Genomic DNA, 17,812 nt, shown 5'->3' with positions numbered 1-17,812 from the left:
CCGCAGCCGCTGTATCAGGCGGTTGCTTCTTGCCGGGCAAAAGAAAATACAAACGGAAAACGACCGAGTATTTTTTCTGCGGCCCGGCGTTGTGAGTCACTGTCCTGCTCAAGATAAATCAGCAGCTGCATACCTTTTTGTTTGGTGTCTTCCACCAGTAATTGCGCACAGGCAATACCGGCCTGCTCCAGAGCTTCGATTAATGCTGAGTGAATTTCGAGTTTTTTCAGGGCGGGTTTAAAAATTTTGCCGACCGGGGTGAGGGGGATGGCGTCGGTCAGGCGGATATATTTCGGCTGCGCGGCCCGTTCAGAAATATGAGTGGCAGCAAAATGCTGTAATTCAGCCGTACTGACCCGCGCTCCCGGTTTCAGCTGTACATAGGCGACAGGCAGTTCACCGGCATGAGCATCCGGACGGCCGACGGCGGCAACCAGCTGAACAGCGGGGTGACGGTGTAAAGGCTCTTCGATCATGGCCGGGTCGATATTATGACCACCACGGATAATCAATTCTTTCCGGCGTCCGGTGAGCCAGAAATACCCATCGTTATCCTGATACCCAAGATCGCCGGTGTTCATCCAGCGATGTGTGTCGTGGCAGTCGAGCCACAAATCTTTGTTCTGGCTGTCGATACGGTAGCCGGCAAAAACATTGGCTCCGGAAATAACCAGCACACCGCTTTCCCCTGGAGAACAATCGCGCAGGTAAGCACCTTGCTCATCTACGGCAACGGCTTTCATCTGTTGTCCGGGCACCCGCAGGCCAACAGACCCCAGGCGGCGTTCACCTGCAGGCGGGTTAACGCTGCTGACGCAGGTGCCTTCTGTCAGTCCGTAACCCTCGAGAATTTTCAGTCCGGTGCATTGCTGGAAACGGCGGAATACTTCTACCGGCAGAGGGGCGGCACCACAAAGTCCATACTCCAGCGAGCGGATATCATGATTGCCGATGGGTACATCAAGCAGGCTGGCATACAGGGTTGGTACACCGCTGAAAAAATGAATCCGGTGTGTTGCGACGATTTCCCAGAAGCGCTTTACCACACCGTCGCCACGGTAACCTTGCGGGGTGCCGAGAATCACATGGGCGCCGCGCGAGAATGGCAACAGCCCGGTAATCAGGACCGCATTGACATGAAACAGTGGTAAGCCGCAGAACACATTTTTTCCGGGACCGATATTGGCTCCCATAAACTGTGCAACCGAATGCACATTGGCCACTTCATTACGATGACGGCGCATAGCAATTTTCGGCAGGCCGGTGGTGCCACCAGTACAGAAAAAAGAAGAATAATCGTCACCGTCAAAACGACGCTTGCTGAGCAGTTCTGTGGCGTTCTGGGTCTGGCATAAACGCCTGAAATCATGCAGCTGAAGCGTGGCCGGTAAGCCGTGCCGCAGACCGCGCCAGCCGGATTGTGAACGCGCTTCTTTTTTTTGCAGCAGGCGGGCAGCGAGACCTTTAAGGCCGCTTATATGGTCAGCCATATTGATCAGCAGCAAATGCTTAAGTGCGGGCAATTGCGGCAGTATTTGCTGCACTTTTGGCCACAGATCGGTTCCCGGAAAAGGGGCCAGGGTTACCAGAATGCTGGCGTTGGCAGCATTAAGCAGTTCGGCCATCGCCTCCGCTTCGAGCAGTGGGTTAATGGCGGCTACGATTCCGCTGGCCTGTCCGCCCCAGATAACAAAATGCGTTTCCGGCAGGTTAGGCAGTATGTAAGCAATGACCGTATCTTTATCGGCTCCGAGATGGTGGAACATATTGGCCGTACGGTGCACCTGTTCCAGCAGCTGCTGGTAACTGAACACTTCCGGTTTATGGTGGTCGTCGGTCTGCAGAAAAAAAGACAGTGCCGGTTGGCTGGCATATTTTACGGCGGCATCGTGCAGCAGCTGATAAGTGCTGGTGGGCAATGGCGCGGGTGCCATGGCTTCTGCTGCCAGTACATCGCGGTAATTTGCAATTCCTTCCATCAGGCGGCTCCCCGCACAACCCGGTGCTGCTGCCGGCCAAGATCGATTACGCCGTCAGTGCTGCGGATAACGGCTTCGACCAGATCACCATCCTGCAGATACTGCGGTCTTGCGCGTTGCTTTTTCATAAACAGCTCCCACTTTTTCTGCTCCGGGAGAAGAGCTGCCAGCCGCACCAGAAAGGCAGAAGGCAAAGCCAGAGCGCAGCCACTGGGCGTGCCGGTCATAATGACATCGCCCGGATTAAAATCGGTGATCTGAGAATACTCGGTCAGTGTTTCTGCCGGACGGAATACCATGTTGCCGCTGTTGTCGTGCTGGCGGACTTTACCGTTAACGCTGAGGGTCAGCTGCAGGTCGTTCAGGTATTTCATTTCCTGCCGGTTCAGCAGGCATAAAACCGGTCCGAGCGGACAAAACGTACGGTAGCTTTTGCCTTTATGAAACTGCATTTGCGGAATCTGAACATCGCGTGCAGACACATCATTACCAATGCAGATACCGGCAATATATTCGTGCAGATTATCGGTGGTTACCTGCACGCTCTGGCGGGTTTCCCGGGCCAGTACCAGTGTCAGCTCAACTTCATAATCCAGCAGTTGCACATGGGGCGGGCGGATAATTTCTCCGCTGGGGGCTGTAATCGACGCAGACGATTTGGTGAAAAACATATTGAAGGCTTTGGCGTCCGGATCAACACCGGAATCGAGCATATGCTGGCGATAATTAGCTCCCTGGCACAGCACCTTGGCGTCTCCGGTAATAGGGGACAGCAACTCAACACTGTTGTCTGCCAGAGCTTCGCTGGCGTTATTGCAGGCATCGGCGACAGCCTGATAACCCAGCGCAATCAGCCCGGCGGTGGTGGTGCAGGGCAGGGGCAGCGGATGAATAAGATTATCGGCGCTGAGGCCCCAGCGAATCTGGTTGTTATGACGGAATCGGACAATTGCTAAAGGCATAATAGGGCTCCTGTCAGCCAAAGATTCTGGCGAGTGTTTTTAATTTTTTTATCGTGACGTCCGGGCTGTAACGCAGACTTCTGAGCAATCCACGGATAGCGCTGAGCGTGATTTTGGGTTTGGTGAAACTGACTGGCATCACCTGCCCCCACTGTGACATGGCATTGCGGCTGACAGGATGCACGCCCATGGGCCGCTCTGCTGTAAATAAATCACCGTCACAGTAATGCTCATGCTTGGCTCCCCAGGGGTCTTGCCAGTAATCAAAAATCTGGCTGCCGAGAATATGGCGGCCGATTCCCCAGGCGTGCTGCCATTTCTTTTCGCGCATGACGCGCTGTCCCATGCCGACCGCATCGGCATCCACCAGTTCGTAAGCACTGTGACTGTATGCCGGCATAAAGCCCTGTGCCATCGCCAGCGTGTGGTGATCGGCCGGGGTGTCTCCCAGATCAAGACGGAAAAAGACCACGGCTGGTGAGCCGTCGGGCAGAACCTGAACATCACTCGGAATAAGGCCGAAGTGGCGTGTGTACCAGGCGCTGGTCTGCTGAAAATCGGCTACTTCGAGAACCAGATGGCCGAGACGCAGTACATCCGGCGCTGTGGCCGGCGGACGCTGGCAATCATTCACGCGCACATGTTCGTTATTGAAATTGAACTGCAGGGGCGCACGGTGCCGCAGAGGCGCGACGCTGTTCTGGCCACAGATGGCTTCTACCCGGAAACCGGAAGGATCGCGCAGACACACCCGCTGGCCACCGCCGGGATAAGGTGCTTCTTCAATCGCCGATGCTCCGTCCAGCTCACTCAACGCCTGCAGGGCGGCTATATCCGCGACTTCAAAGCCAAATCCGGCAAACCCTGCTTTTGCTGCCTTACGGATGCAGTAGCAGAAAGGGGCATTGTCGGCGGCGCGCAGGAAGATGGCTTCTTCACTGCGGCTGGCCGTTTGCAGGCCAAAGTCATGCAGGAAGCGTTCGGCTTTCTCTGGTTCCGGCCGCTCAAACACGAGATAGGCCAGCCGGCAGGCTTTGCTGGTGGGCGAGGGATGCCGTTGGGGTTGCTGGGTAGAGAGTTCAATCATGGCGGACTCCGTTGCTGGGAACGATCATTGTTATTTTGTTATGAGATTAAAACCAATATTGAAACATATTTCAATATTGGTTTTAATCTCATTCGTTGGCGTCGCCAGGATGCCGTTAGCGGAGAATAAAAATGAGCAAAGAACGTGGCGGAAAAAAAGCAGAAACAACAGAGGTTCTGATTGTTGGCTGCGGCCCTGTGGGAGCAACCCTGGCAGCCTTACTGGGGCGTTATGGCATCAATACGCTGGTGATCGATAAAGCGCCGGACATACTGCTGATGCCAAGAGCCATTGCACTGGATAATGAAGCGTTGCGGGTTCTGCAGATGGCCGGTCTGAGCGAAGACTCGTTTGCCCGTATTCCGATTCCGCAGGTGCAGATGCACAGTCCGGTTATGGGGCGCTTTGCTACAGCGAATACCCGCGGCAGTCTGGATGGCCATCCCAAGCTGGTTACTTTTTATCAGCCGGAACTGGAGCAGGCGCTGGCCGGACGGCTGGCGGCTCTGCCGTCGGTAACGGTGCGTCGCTGTCTGGAGTTAGTAACACTGCACGATGAGGGCGATGTTGTCAGTGTGGTGGTGAGTGATGATGCTGGCCGGCAGGAAGAAATCCGCGCCCGTTATCTGATTGGTGCCGATGGCGCCAGCTCCCTTGTCCGCAGCCTGATCGGTCAGGATTTTCAGGGCACAACCTATGGCGAAGACTGGCTGATTGTTGATGCCCGGCAGCGGGCAGAGCAGGCCATCGACCATGTTGAGTTTATCTGCGATCCCAGACGATCAGTTCCCCATATGCCGGCTCCCGGTGGTCGTGAGCGCTGGGAGTTTATGCTGCGCCGTGGTGAAAACCGTGAGCAGATGGAGCACCCGGACAAAGTGGCAGAGCTGATGGCTCCCTGGATCAGCAGCAGCGATCTGCAGATTGAGCGGACGGCGGTGTACCGTTTTCATGCCCGTTGTTGCGAGCGTTTCAGTAAGGGCCGGGTTTTTCTGGTCGGTGATGCTGCGCATATCACGCCGCCTTTTGTCGGTCAGGGGTTGGTTGCCGGCTTGCGTGACGTGGCGAACCTTGGCTGGAAACTGGCCTGGGTGCTGCGTGGCCAGGCGCAGCCGCAGATTCTCGACAGTTATGATCAGGAACGGCGTCCGCATGCTGTGAGCATGATCAACCTCGCCCGCTTTATGGGCCATCTGGTAATGACCCGTCATGCAGTCTCTGCATTTATGGTGCATGGTCTGATGCGCCTGTCGCGCTTGCTGCCGCCGCTGCGGCGCCATCTGGAAGAGTTACGGATTAAGCCGGCTAACCGTTTCCGCCAGGGTTTATTCTGCGCCGGGCAGGGGCTGAAACATCTGCTTCCGGGCAGCCAGCTGGGACAGGGATGGGTACGCAGTGGCGGGGAGGTTCGCCTCAGTGATGATGTGTTGGGAGAACGGTTGCTGCTGGTGGGCTTCAATACCAATCCGCAGGCAGGGCTGAGCGCCGCTTTACGGTCGCGCTGGCAGGCTGCCGGTGGTGGCTTTCTGCAGGTTGGGGTACAGAATCAGAGTCCGGAAACAACCGAGCTGCTGGAAGACCTGGCACAGTCATTATCGGCTCCGGCGTCTGCGGCGCTGGCGGTGGTGCGTCCGGATCGCTTTATTCTGTGCTCCGGCCCGGCAGGCTGTGCTGCGGAGCTGCTACAGCAGACACTTGGCTTGCTTGGAAAGTAGCTGCCATCTCAATATTGAGACGGTTTCAATGTGGTACACTGGCGCTCTGTTCCCTTCAGAGACTGGTGCGATCCGCATGACCTCGTCTGCCGAGAATGAAAAACTGACCCGTGGTCACAAGAAAAAAGCCCGTACACGCCAGCAATTGCTGGATGCGGCGCTGAAGATTTACGCCCATAAAGGTGCCGGGGAACTGGCACTGAACGAACTGGCGCAGGAAGCAGGGGTATCCAACGGAACGGTATACAACTACTTCCGTACCAAAGAAGAGGTGCTGGATGCCGTCAGCCTGGCACAGGCGGAAGCCTTGTCTCATGAGGTTGCGCTGATCAGCCGTGGCGTTGCTGATGGTGCCGAGCGGGTTGCAATCGGTATCCGTGCGTTTATCCGCCGTGCAGCACAGGATCGTGAATGGGCCAGTGCCCTGATCAATATCGTACGCTATGCCGAGGGAATGCGTTCGGCTCTGGGCGATTATGTGCGCCATGATGTGCGCACGGGGCTCAGTCAGGGACAGTTTGATTACAGCAGTGAAGATCTTGCCATCCGCCTGCTGGTCTCCGGCGTGATCAGCGCGATGATTGCGATTGTTGAAGGTCGCTATGAAAACGGGGATGACAGCACTGTGGCGGCGATGTTGCTGCAGGCTCTGGGCATGGCGCGGCCACAGGCTCTGTTAGTGGCGGTTAAGGCTTTACCGTCGTTACCGGTGGAGGAATAACAGGAGAGTTGTTTCTGAGCCGGTCCCGGCACAGCCTTATGCCTTTTTCTTTGTACGGGTGGTGTGTACCGCCCGCAATCGTCTAAAAAACCAACGCTTTTCAGCAACCCCCACGGACTATGGCTCCGGCCTGCTTATCGCCAACTTATCCAGTTAGTTATCCACAGAATCTGTGGATTCAATGTCAGCTTTGTCCCCATGTCGCCGGGCGTCTTATCCGTCTGGCGGAGAATGCCTGATGCTTCTGTGCTTGCCGTGCCGATTTTTTTGTGATCCTGCTGCAACCCTTGCCATGCCTTGAAAAATAAAGAAATTTTTAGTTTTTTCTGGCTGTGTAAAAAACGCACGGTTTTTACCGGCTGGCGTATTTACTGCATTCAGGGGAGTTCTCAAAAGAATATGCACAGAAATATCCACAGCTTCTGTGCAAAACTTCAGGGTTGACAGAAAGAACTTATGCACAAATCGAAGATGATGCTTGACGGCGCTTTTTTCTCTGTGTTTGCCGGTAGTGACGAGACGTTGCCTTATTGATATCGCCCGGCAGGTGAAGCGGTTGCGATCGCCTGTGCGCCAGCCTGCAGGTTGGCTACTGCCATCTGTACCTATCGTTTTTCTTTTTTCTTGTCCTGTCAGAGACACTGTCTGATTGATATTTTCCCCCGCCTGACAGACAGAGGGGAGAGTGATACGGATGTATCGGTACGATGAATATGACAGGACGCTGGTTAACGAGCGGGTAGAAGAGTTTCGCGATCAGGTTGCGCGCCGGATCAGTGGTGAACTCACAGAAGAAGAGTTTCTGCCGCTGCGTTTGCAAAACGGTCTGTATTTGCAGAAACACGCTTATATGATGCGGGTCGCTATTCCCTATGGGGCGTTATCCAGTGATCAGATGCGCGGTCTGGCGGCAATTGCCAATAAGTTTGACCGTGGTTATGGGCATTTCACTACCCGTCAGAATATTCAGTTTAACTGGATTGAATTAGCCGATACGCCAGATATTCTGGCGCATCTGGCGTCTATTGATATGCACGCGATTCAAACATCGGGTAACTGCGTGCGTAATGTGACTACCGAAGCCTACGCGGGCGTTGCCCCCGATGAAGAATATGACCCGCGTATTTTTGCCGAGATTATTCGTCAATGGGCTACCGTAAATCCCGAGTTTTTGTTCCTGCCCCGTAAATTCAAAATTGCAGTCAGCTCCAGTCAGGAAGACCGGGCAGCGGTGCGTATGCACGATATCGGTTTGTATTTGTATCGTGATGAAGAAGAAACGCTGCGCTTTCAGGTTATGGTTGGCGGAGGGTTGGGTCGTACGCCTTTTCTTAATCAGCTCGTAAAAGACAATCTGCACTGGTCGGAAGTTTTGTCATATATCGAAGCGGTTCTGCGGGTATTCAACCGCTATGGCCGGCGTGATAACAAGTACAAGGCACGTATTAAAATTCTGGTAAATTCACTGGGCATAAGCGCTTTTCGTGAAGAAGCAGAAGCCGAATGGCAACAGATTCGCGGAAGTTTTTCGACGCTTACTGAAGATGAGCTGAGTCGTGTAGCTTCTCAGTTTTTATCGCCGCTTTATAAAGCGTTAGATGATACTGACCTTCAATATGGTCATCACTTAACAAGCAATAGCGAATTTGCTTCCTGGGCATCACGCAGTGTGAAACCACACAAGGTGAAAGGTTATGCCTCCGTGGCAATTTCTACCAAATTTCCCACCAATACGCCGGGCGATCTAACCGCAGAACAAATGCAACGCATTGCCGATTTGGCCGATTTATATGGTTTTGGGGTGATTCGGGTTGCCCATGAACAAAACCTGGTATTGCCGGATATCCCGAAACAAGACCTGTTCAGCGTCTGGACAAGTTTATGTGAAGTGGGCTTGGCATTACCTAACGTGGGTTTAGTCAGCGATATGATTGTTTGTCCCGGAGCAAGCTACTGCAATCTGGCGACGGCCCATTCCTTTCCTGTCGCCAGGAAAGTCGCTGAGGCTTACAGCCTTGAAGAGCAACTGGATGTCGGTGATATCAGTATTAACTTATCGGGTTGTATTAACGCCTGTGCTCACCACCATATCGGAAATATAGGAATTTTAGGATTGAATAAATCCGGTAAAGACTATTACCAGATCACCATTGGCGGCGCTCAGGGAAAAGACAGCCAGATCGGTAAGGTTATTGGTCCGGCGGTGAGTGAAGAGGTGTTACCCGGAGTGGTAAAAAATATCACCAATGCATATTTAGCCAATCGTAATGATCACGAAACCTTCCATGAAACTTTTTTGCGCATAGGGCTGGAGCCTTTTAAGTTGGCCGCTTATGGCCCGGCAGGAGCTTAGTATGAAGAATATTATCCGCATTCATTCTGGTGATGCTGCTGTTATTAAGTCAGATGACTGGGTTATTGCAGAAGACGTTCATGACACGCCAGATCCCCATGACGTTTTACCCATGGCAGTCTGGTTAGCGCGTGTTGAGCAGGGCGAAGAGGTAACGCCAGCAGTCTGGATTGGTGTTAATGATGATCCGATGGAATTACAGAGCGTGATTGATAAGCTCTCGTTTATCGGCGTTTTCTTCGAAGATTTCAAGGATGGACGTGGCTACTCAACGGCGTATTTACTGCGAAAGCGGTTAAATTATCAGGGCGATTTACGGGCGTTTGGTGATGTGTTGCGGGATCAGCTGAGCCTGATGCGTCAGTGTGGTTTCGACAGCTTTGCTATTAAAGAAGGCAAAGACCCGTACGATGCGATGAAAGGCCTCAAAGGACTTTCCGTTACCTACAGCAGCAGCGTGTCGCAACCTAACCCGCTTTATAAACGGGTTCGTCGATAGACTTAATCTTTAATGCCCAAGCAGCACGCTGAAAAGCTTTTTGACCGCGGCTTGCCTTTTTTCTGTTAAGGGATGGATATAACTCAAACGTAAAAAGTTTTTATATTGTCCCGAAGCTGAGAAAAGCGAGCCGGGTGTCATAATCACACCTTGCTCCAGTACCTTGTTGTAACTGTTTTGTGTATTAATGGTTTCGTCTAATTCTACCCACATAGAAATTCCGCCCTGGGCGTGGGTGTAACGAATTTCATCATGCCAATGGTTGCTCAATAAGGTCATCAGTTCCCTTTGTTGCTGCTTCAGCGTATTAACCTGTTGAGCCAGATAGCGGCGGTAATGTCCTTCTTCCAGAAATGTTGCAAGCCCTTGCTGAGTGGATTCACTGGAAGATAACTGGGTGACCAGTTTGAGCTGAGCGATTTTGTCGTGCCATTTTCCGCCAAACACCCAGCCAATCCTTAAATCCCTTGATAAGCTTTTTGAAAACGAGCTGCACAGAATAACCCGCCCGTCAGGGTCGAGTTTTTTTAGCGGTTCGGCCGTAAACGGCGGGAAGGAAAGATCGCCGTAAATGTCATCCTCTATAATGCAAAAATCTTTTTCTATCGCCAGATTGATCAATTCCCGGCGGGCTTTTTCTGGCATGCAGGCCCCGGTAGGGGTAGCGTAATTCGGGGATGTTATGCAGGCTTTTATCGGCCATTCGGTTATTTTTCCGGCTAAATCCTCAATGCTTAAACCCTCTGAAGGATCCGTCGCAACCTCGATAATTTTCAGCTTCAGCTGCTCCATGATCTGCAGAACACCATAAAACGCTGGTGATTCCACCGCTACGGTATCGCCCGGTGAGCATGTCGCCATAAGCGAAATAAATAACGCATGCTGGCAGCCTCCGGTGATGCAAACCTGTGATGGGTCCTGATTCAGACCGCGATGGCGGTAATGACTCACAATGGCGTCTTTCAAGCGCATGTCGCCGCTTGAATCATTGTAATAAAGAGCTTTCTGAGTCGGTCTGGAGCGTAAAGCTTTGCTCAAATGCCGGTTCAGTGTAATGAGGTGGCTGGCATCGTTGGCAGTGCCGGCGGTTGGCAAAATATCAAAAGCGGCACTGCGCGCCATGATGTCTCTTAAAATAGCCGGAACCGTTACGTCTCTGGGCGCCGCCGGAGGGTTAATGCGTTTTGGCGGCAGCCGGTCATGGTGTGTCTCAGTTTTGACAAAGTAACCGGATTTTGGCTTGGAAAAGATCAGGCCTTCTGCTTCGAGCCTGTGTAAGGCGTGTAATACAGTGGCTTTGGAAAAGCCTAAGTTCTGGCACATTTCCCGGACGGAAGGAAGTTTTCCACTCGGTAAGAAATGATTGGCTTGTATATCTTTCCGTAACAAGTGTTCCAGCTCTAGGTACTTAAACTGATTCATGGCGACACCCTGATCAACAAACTGTACCTATTCTAAATTAGTTTATTGTGCCTGTTCTGTATTTTTTTTAGTCGTACACTCAACGCGGTTGTTATTTTTAGCTTCGGCTTTCTGGCCGTGCAGAAGGTAGGCAGAACACAATGATTGATTTAAGTGCTGTTGATCTGGCGCGGATACAGTTCGCGTTCACCGTCTCGTTCCACATTATCTTTCCCGCGATAACGATCGGTCTGGCCAGTTATCTGGCTGTGTTAGAAGGCTTATGGCTGTATACCAGAAAGCCGGTCTATATGACTCTGTGCCGGTTCTGGATGAAGATATTTGCCGTTAACTTCGCCATGGGGGTGGTTTCTGGCATTGTTATGGCGTATCAGTTTGGTACTAACTGGAGCCAGTTTTCTAACTTTGCGGGGGCGATTACAGGCCCGTTACTCAGCTATGAAGTGATGACGGCTTTCTTCCTTGAGGCTGGCTTCCTGGGGGTTATGTTGTTTGGCTGGAAAAAAGTTGGAGAGCGGCTGCATTTTGCCTCCACTATTCTGGTTGCCATCGGCACCCTGATCTCAATGACCTGGATTCTGGCATCAAACAGCTGGATGCAAACCCCTCAGGGTTACGACATTGTTGATGGGCGGGTTGTGCCGCTGGACTGGTTCGAAATTATATTTAATCCCTCTTTTCCTTACCGTTTAGTGCACATGGGGCTGGCTGCATTTTTGGCGACGGCGTTGTTGGTCGGTGCTTCCGGTGCGTGGCATTTGCTTAAAGGCTCCCATATTAACGTAGCGAAAAAAATGTTATCCATGGCGATGTGGATGCTGCTTATTTCTGCGCCATTACAAGTGTTGGTTGGTGATCTGCATGGTCTGAATACCTTAGAGCATCAGCCAATCAAAGTGGCCGCAATAGAAGCTCATTGGCATGAAACTAAGCCTGGTGAAGGTGTGCCGCTTGTTCTGTTCGCCTGGCCAGATATGGAGAAAGAACAAAACGATTTTTCGATAGAAATCCCCAATCTGGCCAGTCTGATTCTGACCCACTCTATGGATGGTTCTATTCCGCCATTAACTTCCGTTGCCCCGCAAGATCGCCCTAATGTGCCCGTCGTTTTTTTTAGTTTCCGAATTATGGTTGCGCTTGGCATGTTGATGATTGTGCTGGCGCTTGCTGCGTTGATTCTGCGTAAAACAGGCAAGCTCTATGAGAAAAAATGGTTCCTGAATTTTTGTATTGTCATGGGACCATCCGGTCTGATCGCCATGCTGGCCGGTTGGTTTGTGACGGAAGCCGGTCGTCAGCCCTGGGTTGTATATGGTTTGCAGCGCACCGTGGATGCAGGGTCGCCCAACAGCGTTACTGCAATGAGTTTGTCTTTGCTGGCGTTTGTAGTGGTGTATGTCTGTGTCTTTGGCGTGGGTGTGCGTTATATGTTGGCGCTGATTGCCAAAGGGCCGGCAGAAGACTACTCACTGGAGGATGATGAACACCTGAATAAACGCCCGGCCCGTCCGCTATCCGCCGCAGATGGCGTAGAAATTTAGGAGACCCTGTCATGCATTTTGATTTACCGACTATTTGGGCTTTTATTATCGGCTTTGGCCTGATGATGTATGTGATCCTGGATGGCTTTGATCTGGGGATTGGCTTGCTGTTTCCTTTTATAAAAGACAAGCATGAACGGGATATTATGGTGAACTCGGTTGCCCCCGTATGGGATGGTAACGAGACCTGGCTTGTGCTGGGTGGTGCTGGCTTATTGGCGGCTTTTCCGATGGCTTATTCTGTGATTTTGTCTGCCTTGTATGGGCCGATACTGCTCATGTTGTTTGGTTTGATTCTTCGTGGTGTGGCCTTTGAGTTTCGTTTTAAAGCCACTGAGTCTCATCGTCCGGTGTGGGATAAGTTGTTCTTTGTTGGTTCTTTAATGGCAACCTTTTCTCAGGGTGTTGCTGTGGGGGCTGTGATTCTTGGTTTTCAGGTTGAAAATGGTGAATTTTCCGGTGGCGGACTGGATTGGTTAAGTCTGTTCAGTCTGTTTACGGGTTTCAGTTTGCTGTTTGCTTATGGGTTGCTGGGAGTTACCTGGCTGGTTATTAAAACAGAACACGGTTTGCAGAAGAAAATGCGCGTACTTATTAAGCCATTAACGCTGCTGTTAGCGACCTGTATGTTTATTATCAGTATCTATACACCGATGGTTAACGAAAGCGTGCGGGATTTATGGTTTAACCTGTCAAATATCATGTATCTGGCACCTTTGCCCATTCTTACTGCTGCTTTTGCTTTTTTGCTGATGGGGGCTGCGCATTCCAAAGACGAGTGCCGGGCTTTTATGTGTGCTGTATGCATGCTGTTTCTTGGTTATCTGGGGCTGTGTGTCAGTCTTTGGCCAAACATTATTCCGCCCGGTATTACGATCTATCAGGCCGCGGCTCCGGCATCCAGTCTCCGGTTTACCCTGGTGGGTGTTGTGCTCATCGTTCCTGTGATTCTGATTTATACCTTTTGGTCTTACCGGGTATTCCGGGGAAAAGTCGTTGATACCGATGGTTATCATTAGGGCCTGATTCACTTAGTGTTAGGCCCTGGAAAAAGGCTGCAACGGGGCAAGCATTTACCGGGCGCTTATCTCTGCTGTAAAACGTAAATCCGGAGGAACAGGGGATGAAAAAAAGTCTTCATCAATGGAAGTGGCTCTTAATCTATTGGGCCCTCGGTGTAGGGGCGCTTTTCGTGGTCGCGACGGTTATACGTTTTGCCATGACCCTGGCCGGTATGGAATCCGGATGACTAAATCAGGATGACTAAATCAGGATGACTAAATCAGGATGACTATATCCGGATTTCAGGAAGGAATATTCAATGCATTCCTTTTTGCACGAGTGACTCTTACCCAATGCACAGTCTGCTTGAGTCACCCGGATAAAGCGGTCATTTCTGTTGGCAATGTTGCCTTGATATGACCCACCAGAGCAGGTTTTTAATGCCCGTATCGGGTTGTTGTTTTTGGCAGGCGCAACTGAGCGACGATCACGGCCAGAGCTATGCCGCCGAGCACGTCGGCACCATAGTGGTAACGCAGATACAGGGTAGACAGGGTAATGCTCAGGGTCATCAGCAACACCAGAACGCGCAATGGCCAGGAATACCAGCGCCAGCAGACCAGCAGTGTTACCCAGGGTACGGCGGTATGCAGACTGGGAAAGCAGTCGTAGGCATAACGGAAACTGTTTACCGCGTCATAGACCAGACCATCCTGGGTACCAAGGCTGACACTGAACGCGCTTTCCAGCCACTGACCAGGACCGATGACCGGCACCAGCAGATACAGCAGCCAGCCAATAACCAGGGTGTAAATAATTCCCTGACGCACATGAATAAACGCCGCTGGCTGTTCTGCCCGGCAATAAAACAGCCACAGTAACGAGCCGATGGGTACGGCGTAATAAAAGTGCAGGTAGGCGCTTTCCATCAGCAGGGTCATGGCCGGGCTGACCCAGTGCTGAATCAGCAGCGGCAGCGGCTGACCGAACAGTGCTGTATCAAAGGCAATCATTTGCGGGTCCATCAGTTCAATGCCCAGGGCATCAATGGCCAGCTCCAGCCGTAACAGCCGCATCAGCAGATAACCCAGCAGCATCGCCGGTACAGGCCACAGTTCGCGCAGCAGCCATTCATAACGCGGGCTTAAGGTATGGCGTGCCAGTGCCAGACGGGTAAGAACAATCAGCAGGAAAAATATACCGGCACCGGTAAGCGCCGCTTTATTTTCACCGGGCAGCCACTGGCGGATATCACCAAACAGCAGGGCAAACAGCAGAATGCCGGCGGGAAACAGCAGGGTCAGCTGTTTATCCAGTGGCCACTGGCGCAGAGAGTAAGGCATCCGCTGCAGGGAATACGACCAGCCACGCGGCTTTAATTCATGGGATATCATGGTTCTGTACAGCTTATTGTTTTTGTTGTTATCAGAAGCAGCCAGTTTACTGTTTTATGACAGTGTCCGGGAGGGAGAAAACGGCCGTGATTTGTCAGGAACTGGCCGTTCCGTACAGGCCAAAGCCAGAACCTGTACGGTTGCCGGTGCCGCTCAGGAAGGCTGGGCAGCAACAATATCCGGACGCTTGGTCTGAATAAACTTCACCAGCATGCCGAATTCCAGCAGGCACTGTTCCGGAAATTCATCACGGAATTCCTGAATATTAAAAATCTCCAGCTGGCCGTCCGGTGATTTGGCCGACTGACTCAGATCGGTTACGGCCGGTGCATCACGATGCAGCAGGAAGGGAATGGCAAACAGGTAAAAACCATCCAGATTCAGGTCGTAGCGCGCCAGCATTTCCGCAGGCCAGTTCACATGGCTGTGAAAAGTGCCGGCAAGAAATTCGGCCGGCACCTGAATAGCGCTCTGGCCTTCGGCAACGGCGGTTAACGCCTGCGGATCACGGGTGGCGAGCAGGGCATAGAGTGCCAGCCAGGGCGTGGTGCCCTTTTCATTAATCAAATACTGCGGGTCAATGGCACGCGGGCAGGAGATGGCCGCTGGTGCGTTCACCATACCGAGCAGTGCCTGCATCTGTTCGTTGCTGAGGCTGATGTCCTGCGGCGGCACACGGCTGATGCCGGTAAAGTACAGGTGGCGCCATTCGCTGGCGCTGTGGCCGGTGTTTTTCTTTTCTTGTTCGCTCATTCGGTATCCATTAGCCCGCTATTCTGCACGGGGCTTTTTCAGGTCTGCTTTTTCAGAGTCTGTCATGCTAACCGCGGGGCAGGGTGGTGGGAAGACAAAGCAGTGGGGGTACAGAGAGAAAACAGGGAAAAGGAAAAGATAAGAAAAAGGGAATAAGAAAAAACAGGCGCAGCGGACGGGGTGTACAGACCGGAAACGCTGCGCCTGTCAAAGCGTGGAAACGTTAAGTTGTGCCGGGAGTTACTGACTGACAGCCGCCGCTCTGATCAGACGACAGCACCACAAACACTCCGGTAAACCCGGCGGACGGCAGCTTGCCACCCTCATAGCGCACTGCCGAACACAGGCTGTCAGAATATGCCCTGGCGGTTATTTTGTCGCTGCGACAGGTTGTCGCAGGATGCGTCTATGGTCATGGGTCGGCAATCGGGTCGGCAATCGGGTAATCAATAAAGAAACCTGTTCATGCGGGGCTGGTCGTTTTACCCTTCAGGCGAAATGCCATCTCCCGGCTATCGGTCTTTTCACCACGCATGTATTTGCCGGTTCTAAGGTCCTGAGAAGGGAGCACATTATTGATAGCAGCCCCGTGGGTGAGGTGCTCCTGCCATTAACGGGCAGGGAGAGCCGTCATCCGGCGCGCCTGAAATGCATCATGGAGGAAACCGGTGTCCGCATATCCGATAAAAACCCTTGTTCTGATGAGTTTGTACATCGTGCTGGCAGGCTGTGCTTCAGTACCGCAGGGCGCGCTTGAACAGCATATTGGTTGGTTGCACGGGAATTGTCTGGCAATTAAAAATCCGGATATCGGGGTTTCTGAAAAAATCAGACTGGTCAGTTTCGATCAGAAACCGGTATACCGCACCGTACTTATCACTGGCCGAACCAATTCCGCCGATGGCTGCCATGCGTTGAGCGATGATCGGCGCCAGGTGAACCTTAGCGCCGGTTATTATTTTTATCGGATTGATGGTGAGCCTTCAGATAATTTTGCGCTTGGCTTCGCTGATCTCGACCCTACAGATTTTACGCTGGCGTACTGTATGACAAGCGAAGGTATTGTGTTTAGTGCCTATTCGCCGGGTGGTCAGGTCTGGGATGGTTATTATTATCTCGGTTATGAATCATCAGCCACCTGCGAGTGAAAACCTGACAATTGCGTTCGCCGACAGGAGCGGTGAGTACCACCGCACCTGTTTCAGCTGTTCTGCGTATTATGTTTAGCCTTCAGTACAGATTTTTCAGATCGTGTTTTACCACCTGATCGACCACCAGATGGGTGGCCTTACCCATTAATCCCTCGCCGCTCATATGCGCCGACAGTGCTTTGGCAAAAGGCGTCAGCTGTTTGGCCTCTACCCGGTGCTCCGGGTTAAATACGCCGGCATCGGTCAGGGCACTGGCGCTGGTAAAGCGGATAGTCTGCGGCTCAATCAGTAACCCCAGCTTCGGTACTTTATCGCCAATGGCACAGGCGGCGAGTAACTGCGGTTCGGTTGTCAGCTGCGCACTGCCGCAGATATGCAGCAGTTGTGGCTGGCCGGGAATCAGCAACAGCAACTCCAGCGCCGGGTTCTGCAGCAGGTTGCGCAGGCTGAGCGCCACTTTATTGCCCGGCCGCTCCGCCATAAATAAACGTCCATCGGGCAGCATACGGATGACACCGGTTTCGTCACCGCGTGGTGAAACGGAGGTGATGCCCTGGGCGTCGCAGGTTTTCAGCAACAGATACATTGCCTGCTGCAGGTACCGGGTGCTGTCGGTCAGTACCGCAGCGCTGTGTTCTGTCTCGTTGTCCCACAGACCTGAGCGCACAGCAGCACGCGCGCAGTGCAGATAGGCGCTTTTAACCTGCAGTTGCCAGTGTCCTTGTGGTAACTGCCGGGTCAGACGACCGTTGACCCGCAGGGCATGGCCGACACCCGGTATCAGAAAATACAGGCTGGCATTCTGGCCGCTGTGGCCATGATTTGCTTGCCTGTCTGCTTGCTTGTCCGTTTGCTCGCCTGGCTGTTCGTCCGCTTCGGGCAGGCTGAAGCGCACGCTGTTAGCGGTAACATCCAGCTGGCAGTGGCTAAGGCTTACGGGTTGTAATGCCGGTGTACCGCTTTCGCTGGCGATTATCATCACCCGGGCGTGGTTAATCACCTCAAAGCAATAAGCATCGAGTTGCGTCTGTACGCGCTTTTCCAGCAGCGCTGGTGGTGCAGAAATAAGTTGCCGCAAGTGCTGTTCGTTCTGAATGCGGTGCTGCATAAAATTCTCCTGCAGGGCTCTGGGTTATTCGTAGGTCTCTTTATCCTAATCCGCTTGCGAGCGTCAGCTCAGGCAGCTGGTTGCAGAGTTATGGAATCTGGTTGCAGACAGGGTACTTTTGCCTG

The 17,812-nt window shown here is 52.5% G+C and carries 16 protein-coding genes; 8 read left to right on the top strand and 8 right to left on the bottom strand.

What is annotated here, in order from left to right; genetic code table 11:
- Nucleotides 1-14: 14 nt before the first annotated feature.
- From MT343_RS16930 to MT343_RS16920, 3 genes are read right to left on the bottom strand one after another with little or no spacing between them, the layout of a single operon-like run.
- Entirely contained in the window at nucleotides 15-1,979 is a 1,965-nt protein-coding gene (locus MT343_RS16930) for an acyl-CoA synthetase (RefSeq protein WP_145466642.1), read from the bottom strand.
- Nucleotides 1,979-2,941 carry a fumarylacetoacetate hydrolase family protein gene (locus MT343_RS16925; protein ID WP_145466641.1) on the bottom strand — a complete coding sequence of 321 codons (963 nt, stop codon included), beginning with the start codon at nucleotides 2,939-2,941 and terminating at the stop codon, nucleotides 1,979-1,981. The genes MT343_RS16930 and MT343_RS16925 overlap by 1 nt, the downstream gene beginning before the upstream one ends.
- A gap of 13 nt (nucleotides 2,942-2,954) precedes the next feature.
- Nucleotides 2,955-4,028, bottom strand: coding sequence for a VOC family protein (locus MT343_RS16920; RefSeq protein ID WP_222428446.1), 1,074 nt, complete (start codon nucleotides 4,026-4,028; stop codon nucleotides 2,955-2,957).
- Between the two features lie 131 nt (nucleotides 4,029-4,159).
- Here MT343_RS16920 and MT343_RS16915 point away from each other — a divergent pair, with 131 nt between their 5' ends.
- Nucleotides 4,160-5,743 carry a bifunctional 3-(3-hydroxy-phenyl)propionate/3-hydroxycinnamic acid hydroxylase gene (locus tag MT343_RS16915; protein WP_145466640.1) on the top strand — a complete coding sequence of 528 codons (1,584 nt, stop codon included), beginning with the start codon at nucleotides 4,160-4,162 and terminating at the stop codon, nucleotides 5,741-5,743.
- A 76-nt stretch (nucleotides 5,744-5,819) separates the two neighbouring features.
- Nucleotides 5,820-6,464, top strand: a complete 645-nt coding sequence (locus tag MT343_RS16910; RefSeq protein WP_145466639.1) for a TetR/AcrR family transcriptional regulator — start codon at nucleotides 5,820-5,822, stop codon at nucleotides 6,462-6,464.
- A 213-nt stretch (nucleotides 6,465-6,677) separates the two neighbouring features.
- Here the strand turns inward: MT343_RS16910 and MT343_RS16905 are convergent, their stop codons facing one another.
- Nucleotides 6,678-7,106: a hypothetical protein gene (locus MT343_RS16905; RefSeq protein WP_145466638.1), complete on the bottom strand. Its 429-nt coding sequence runs from the start codon at nucleotides 7,104-7,106 to the stop codon at nucleotides 6,678-6,680.
- Nucleotides 7,107-7,158: 52 nt separating this feature from the next.
- Between MT343_RS16905 and MT343_RS16900 the strand changes: the two genes are divergently transcribed.
- On the top strand, nucleotides 7,159-8,817 hold the full coding sequence (locus MT343_RS16900) for a nitrite/sulfite reductase (protein WP_145466637.1): 1,659 nt from the start codon (nucleotides 7,159-7,161) through the stop codon (nucleotides 8,815-8,817).
- Between the two features lies 1 nt (nucleotide 8,818).
- Nucleotides 8,819-9,316, top strand: a complete 498-nt coding sequence (locus MT343_RS16895) for a DUF934 domain-containing protein (protein ID WP_186435781.1) — start codon at nucleotides 8,819-8,821, stop codon at nucleotides 9,314-9,316.
- 9 nt (nucleotides 9,317-9,325) lie between these two features.
- Here the strand turns inward: MT343_RS16895 and MT343_RS16890 are convergent, their stop codons facing one another.
- A complete protein-coding gene (locus MT343_RS16890; protein WP_145466635.1) occupies nucleotides 9,326-10,738 on the bottom strand; it encodes an aminotransferase-like domain-containing protein in 1,413 nt (470 codons plus the stop codon).
- A 140-nt stretch (nucleotides 10,739-10,878) separates the two neighbouring features.
- On the opposite strand from MT343_RS16890, the gene MT343_RS16885 reads away from it, so the two are divergent.
- The 3 genes from MT343_RS16885 to MT343_RS19640 all read left to right on the top strand — a co-directional run bounded on the left by MT343_RS16885 (nucleotide 10,879) and on the right by MT343_RS19640 (nucleotide 13,528).
- Nucleotides 10,879-12,279: a cytochrome ubiquinol oxidase subunit I gene (locus MT343_RS16885; RefSeq protein ID WP_145466634.1), complete on the top strand. Its 1,401-nt coding sequence runs from the start codon at nucleotides 10,879-10,881 to the stop codon at nucleotides 12,277-12,279.
- A gap of 11 nt (nucleotides 12,280-12,290) precedes the next feature.
- Nucleotides 12,291-13,298, top strand: a complete 1,008-nt coding sequence (gene cydB, locus MT343_RS16880) for a cytochrome d ubiquinol oxidase subunit II (protein WP_145466633.1) — start codon at nucleotides 12,291-12,293, stop codon at nucleotides 13,296-13,298.
- A gap of 104 nt (nucleotides 13,299-13,402) precedes the next feature.
- Entirely contained in the window at nucleotides 13,403-13,528 is a 126-nt protein-coding gene (locus MT343_RS19640) for a DUF2474 family protein (protein WP_145466632.1), read from the top strand.
- Nucleotides 13,529-13,718: 190 nt separating this feature from the next.
- Here MT343_RS19640 and MT343_RS16875 read toward each other — a convergent pair whose 3' ends face one another.
- Together MT343_RS16875 and MT343_RS16870 are read right to left on the bottom strand one after the other, a co-directional pair.
- Nucleotides 13,719-14,675, bottom strand: coding sequence for a phosphatase PAP2 family protein (locus MT343_RS16875; RefSeq protein ID WP_145466631.1), 957 nt, complete (start codon nucleotides 14,673-14,675; stop codon nucleotides 13,719-13,721).
- A gap of 153 nt (nucleotides 14,676-14,828) precedes the next feature.
- The gene (locus MT343_RS16870) at nucleotides 14,829-15,428 is read right to left on the bottom strand and encodes a hypothetical protein (protein WP_145466630.1); all 600 of its coding nucleotides are present in this window, start codon (nucleotides 15,426-15,428) and stop codon (nucleotides 14,829-14,831) included.
- 716 nt (nucleotides 15,429-16,144) lie between these two features.
- On the opposite strand from MT343_RS16870, the gene MT343_RS16865 reads away from it, so the two are divergent.
- The gene (locus MT343_RS16865) at nucleotides 16,145-16,576 is read left to right on the top strand and encodes a hypothetical protein (RefSeq protein ID WP_145466629.1); all 432 of its coding nucleotides are present in this window, start codon (nucleotides 16,145-16,147) and stop codon (nucleotides 16,574-16,576) included.
- Nucleotides 16,577-16,658: 82 nt separating this feature from the next.
- Here MT343_RS16865 and MT343_RS16860 read toward each other — a convergent pair whose 3' ends face one another.
- On the bottom strand, nucleotides 16,659-17,687 hold the full coding sequence (locus MT343_RS16860; protein ID WP_145466628.1) for a pyridoxamine 5'-phosphate oxidase family protein: 1,029 nt from the start codon (nucleotides 17,685-17,687) through the stop codon (nucleotides 16,659-16,661).
- Nucleotides 17,688-17,812: the final 125 nt, after the last annotated feature.

The organism is Venatorbacter sp. C2-1, from assembly GCF_022832715.1.
GTDB classification, from domain to species: Bacteria; Pseudomonadota; Gammaproteobacteria; order Pseudomonadales; family Oceanobacteraceae; genus Venatoribacter; species Venatoribacter alkanivorans.
This window is presented reverse-complemented; position numbering and strand designations above follow the sequence as displayed.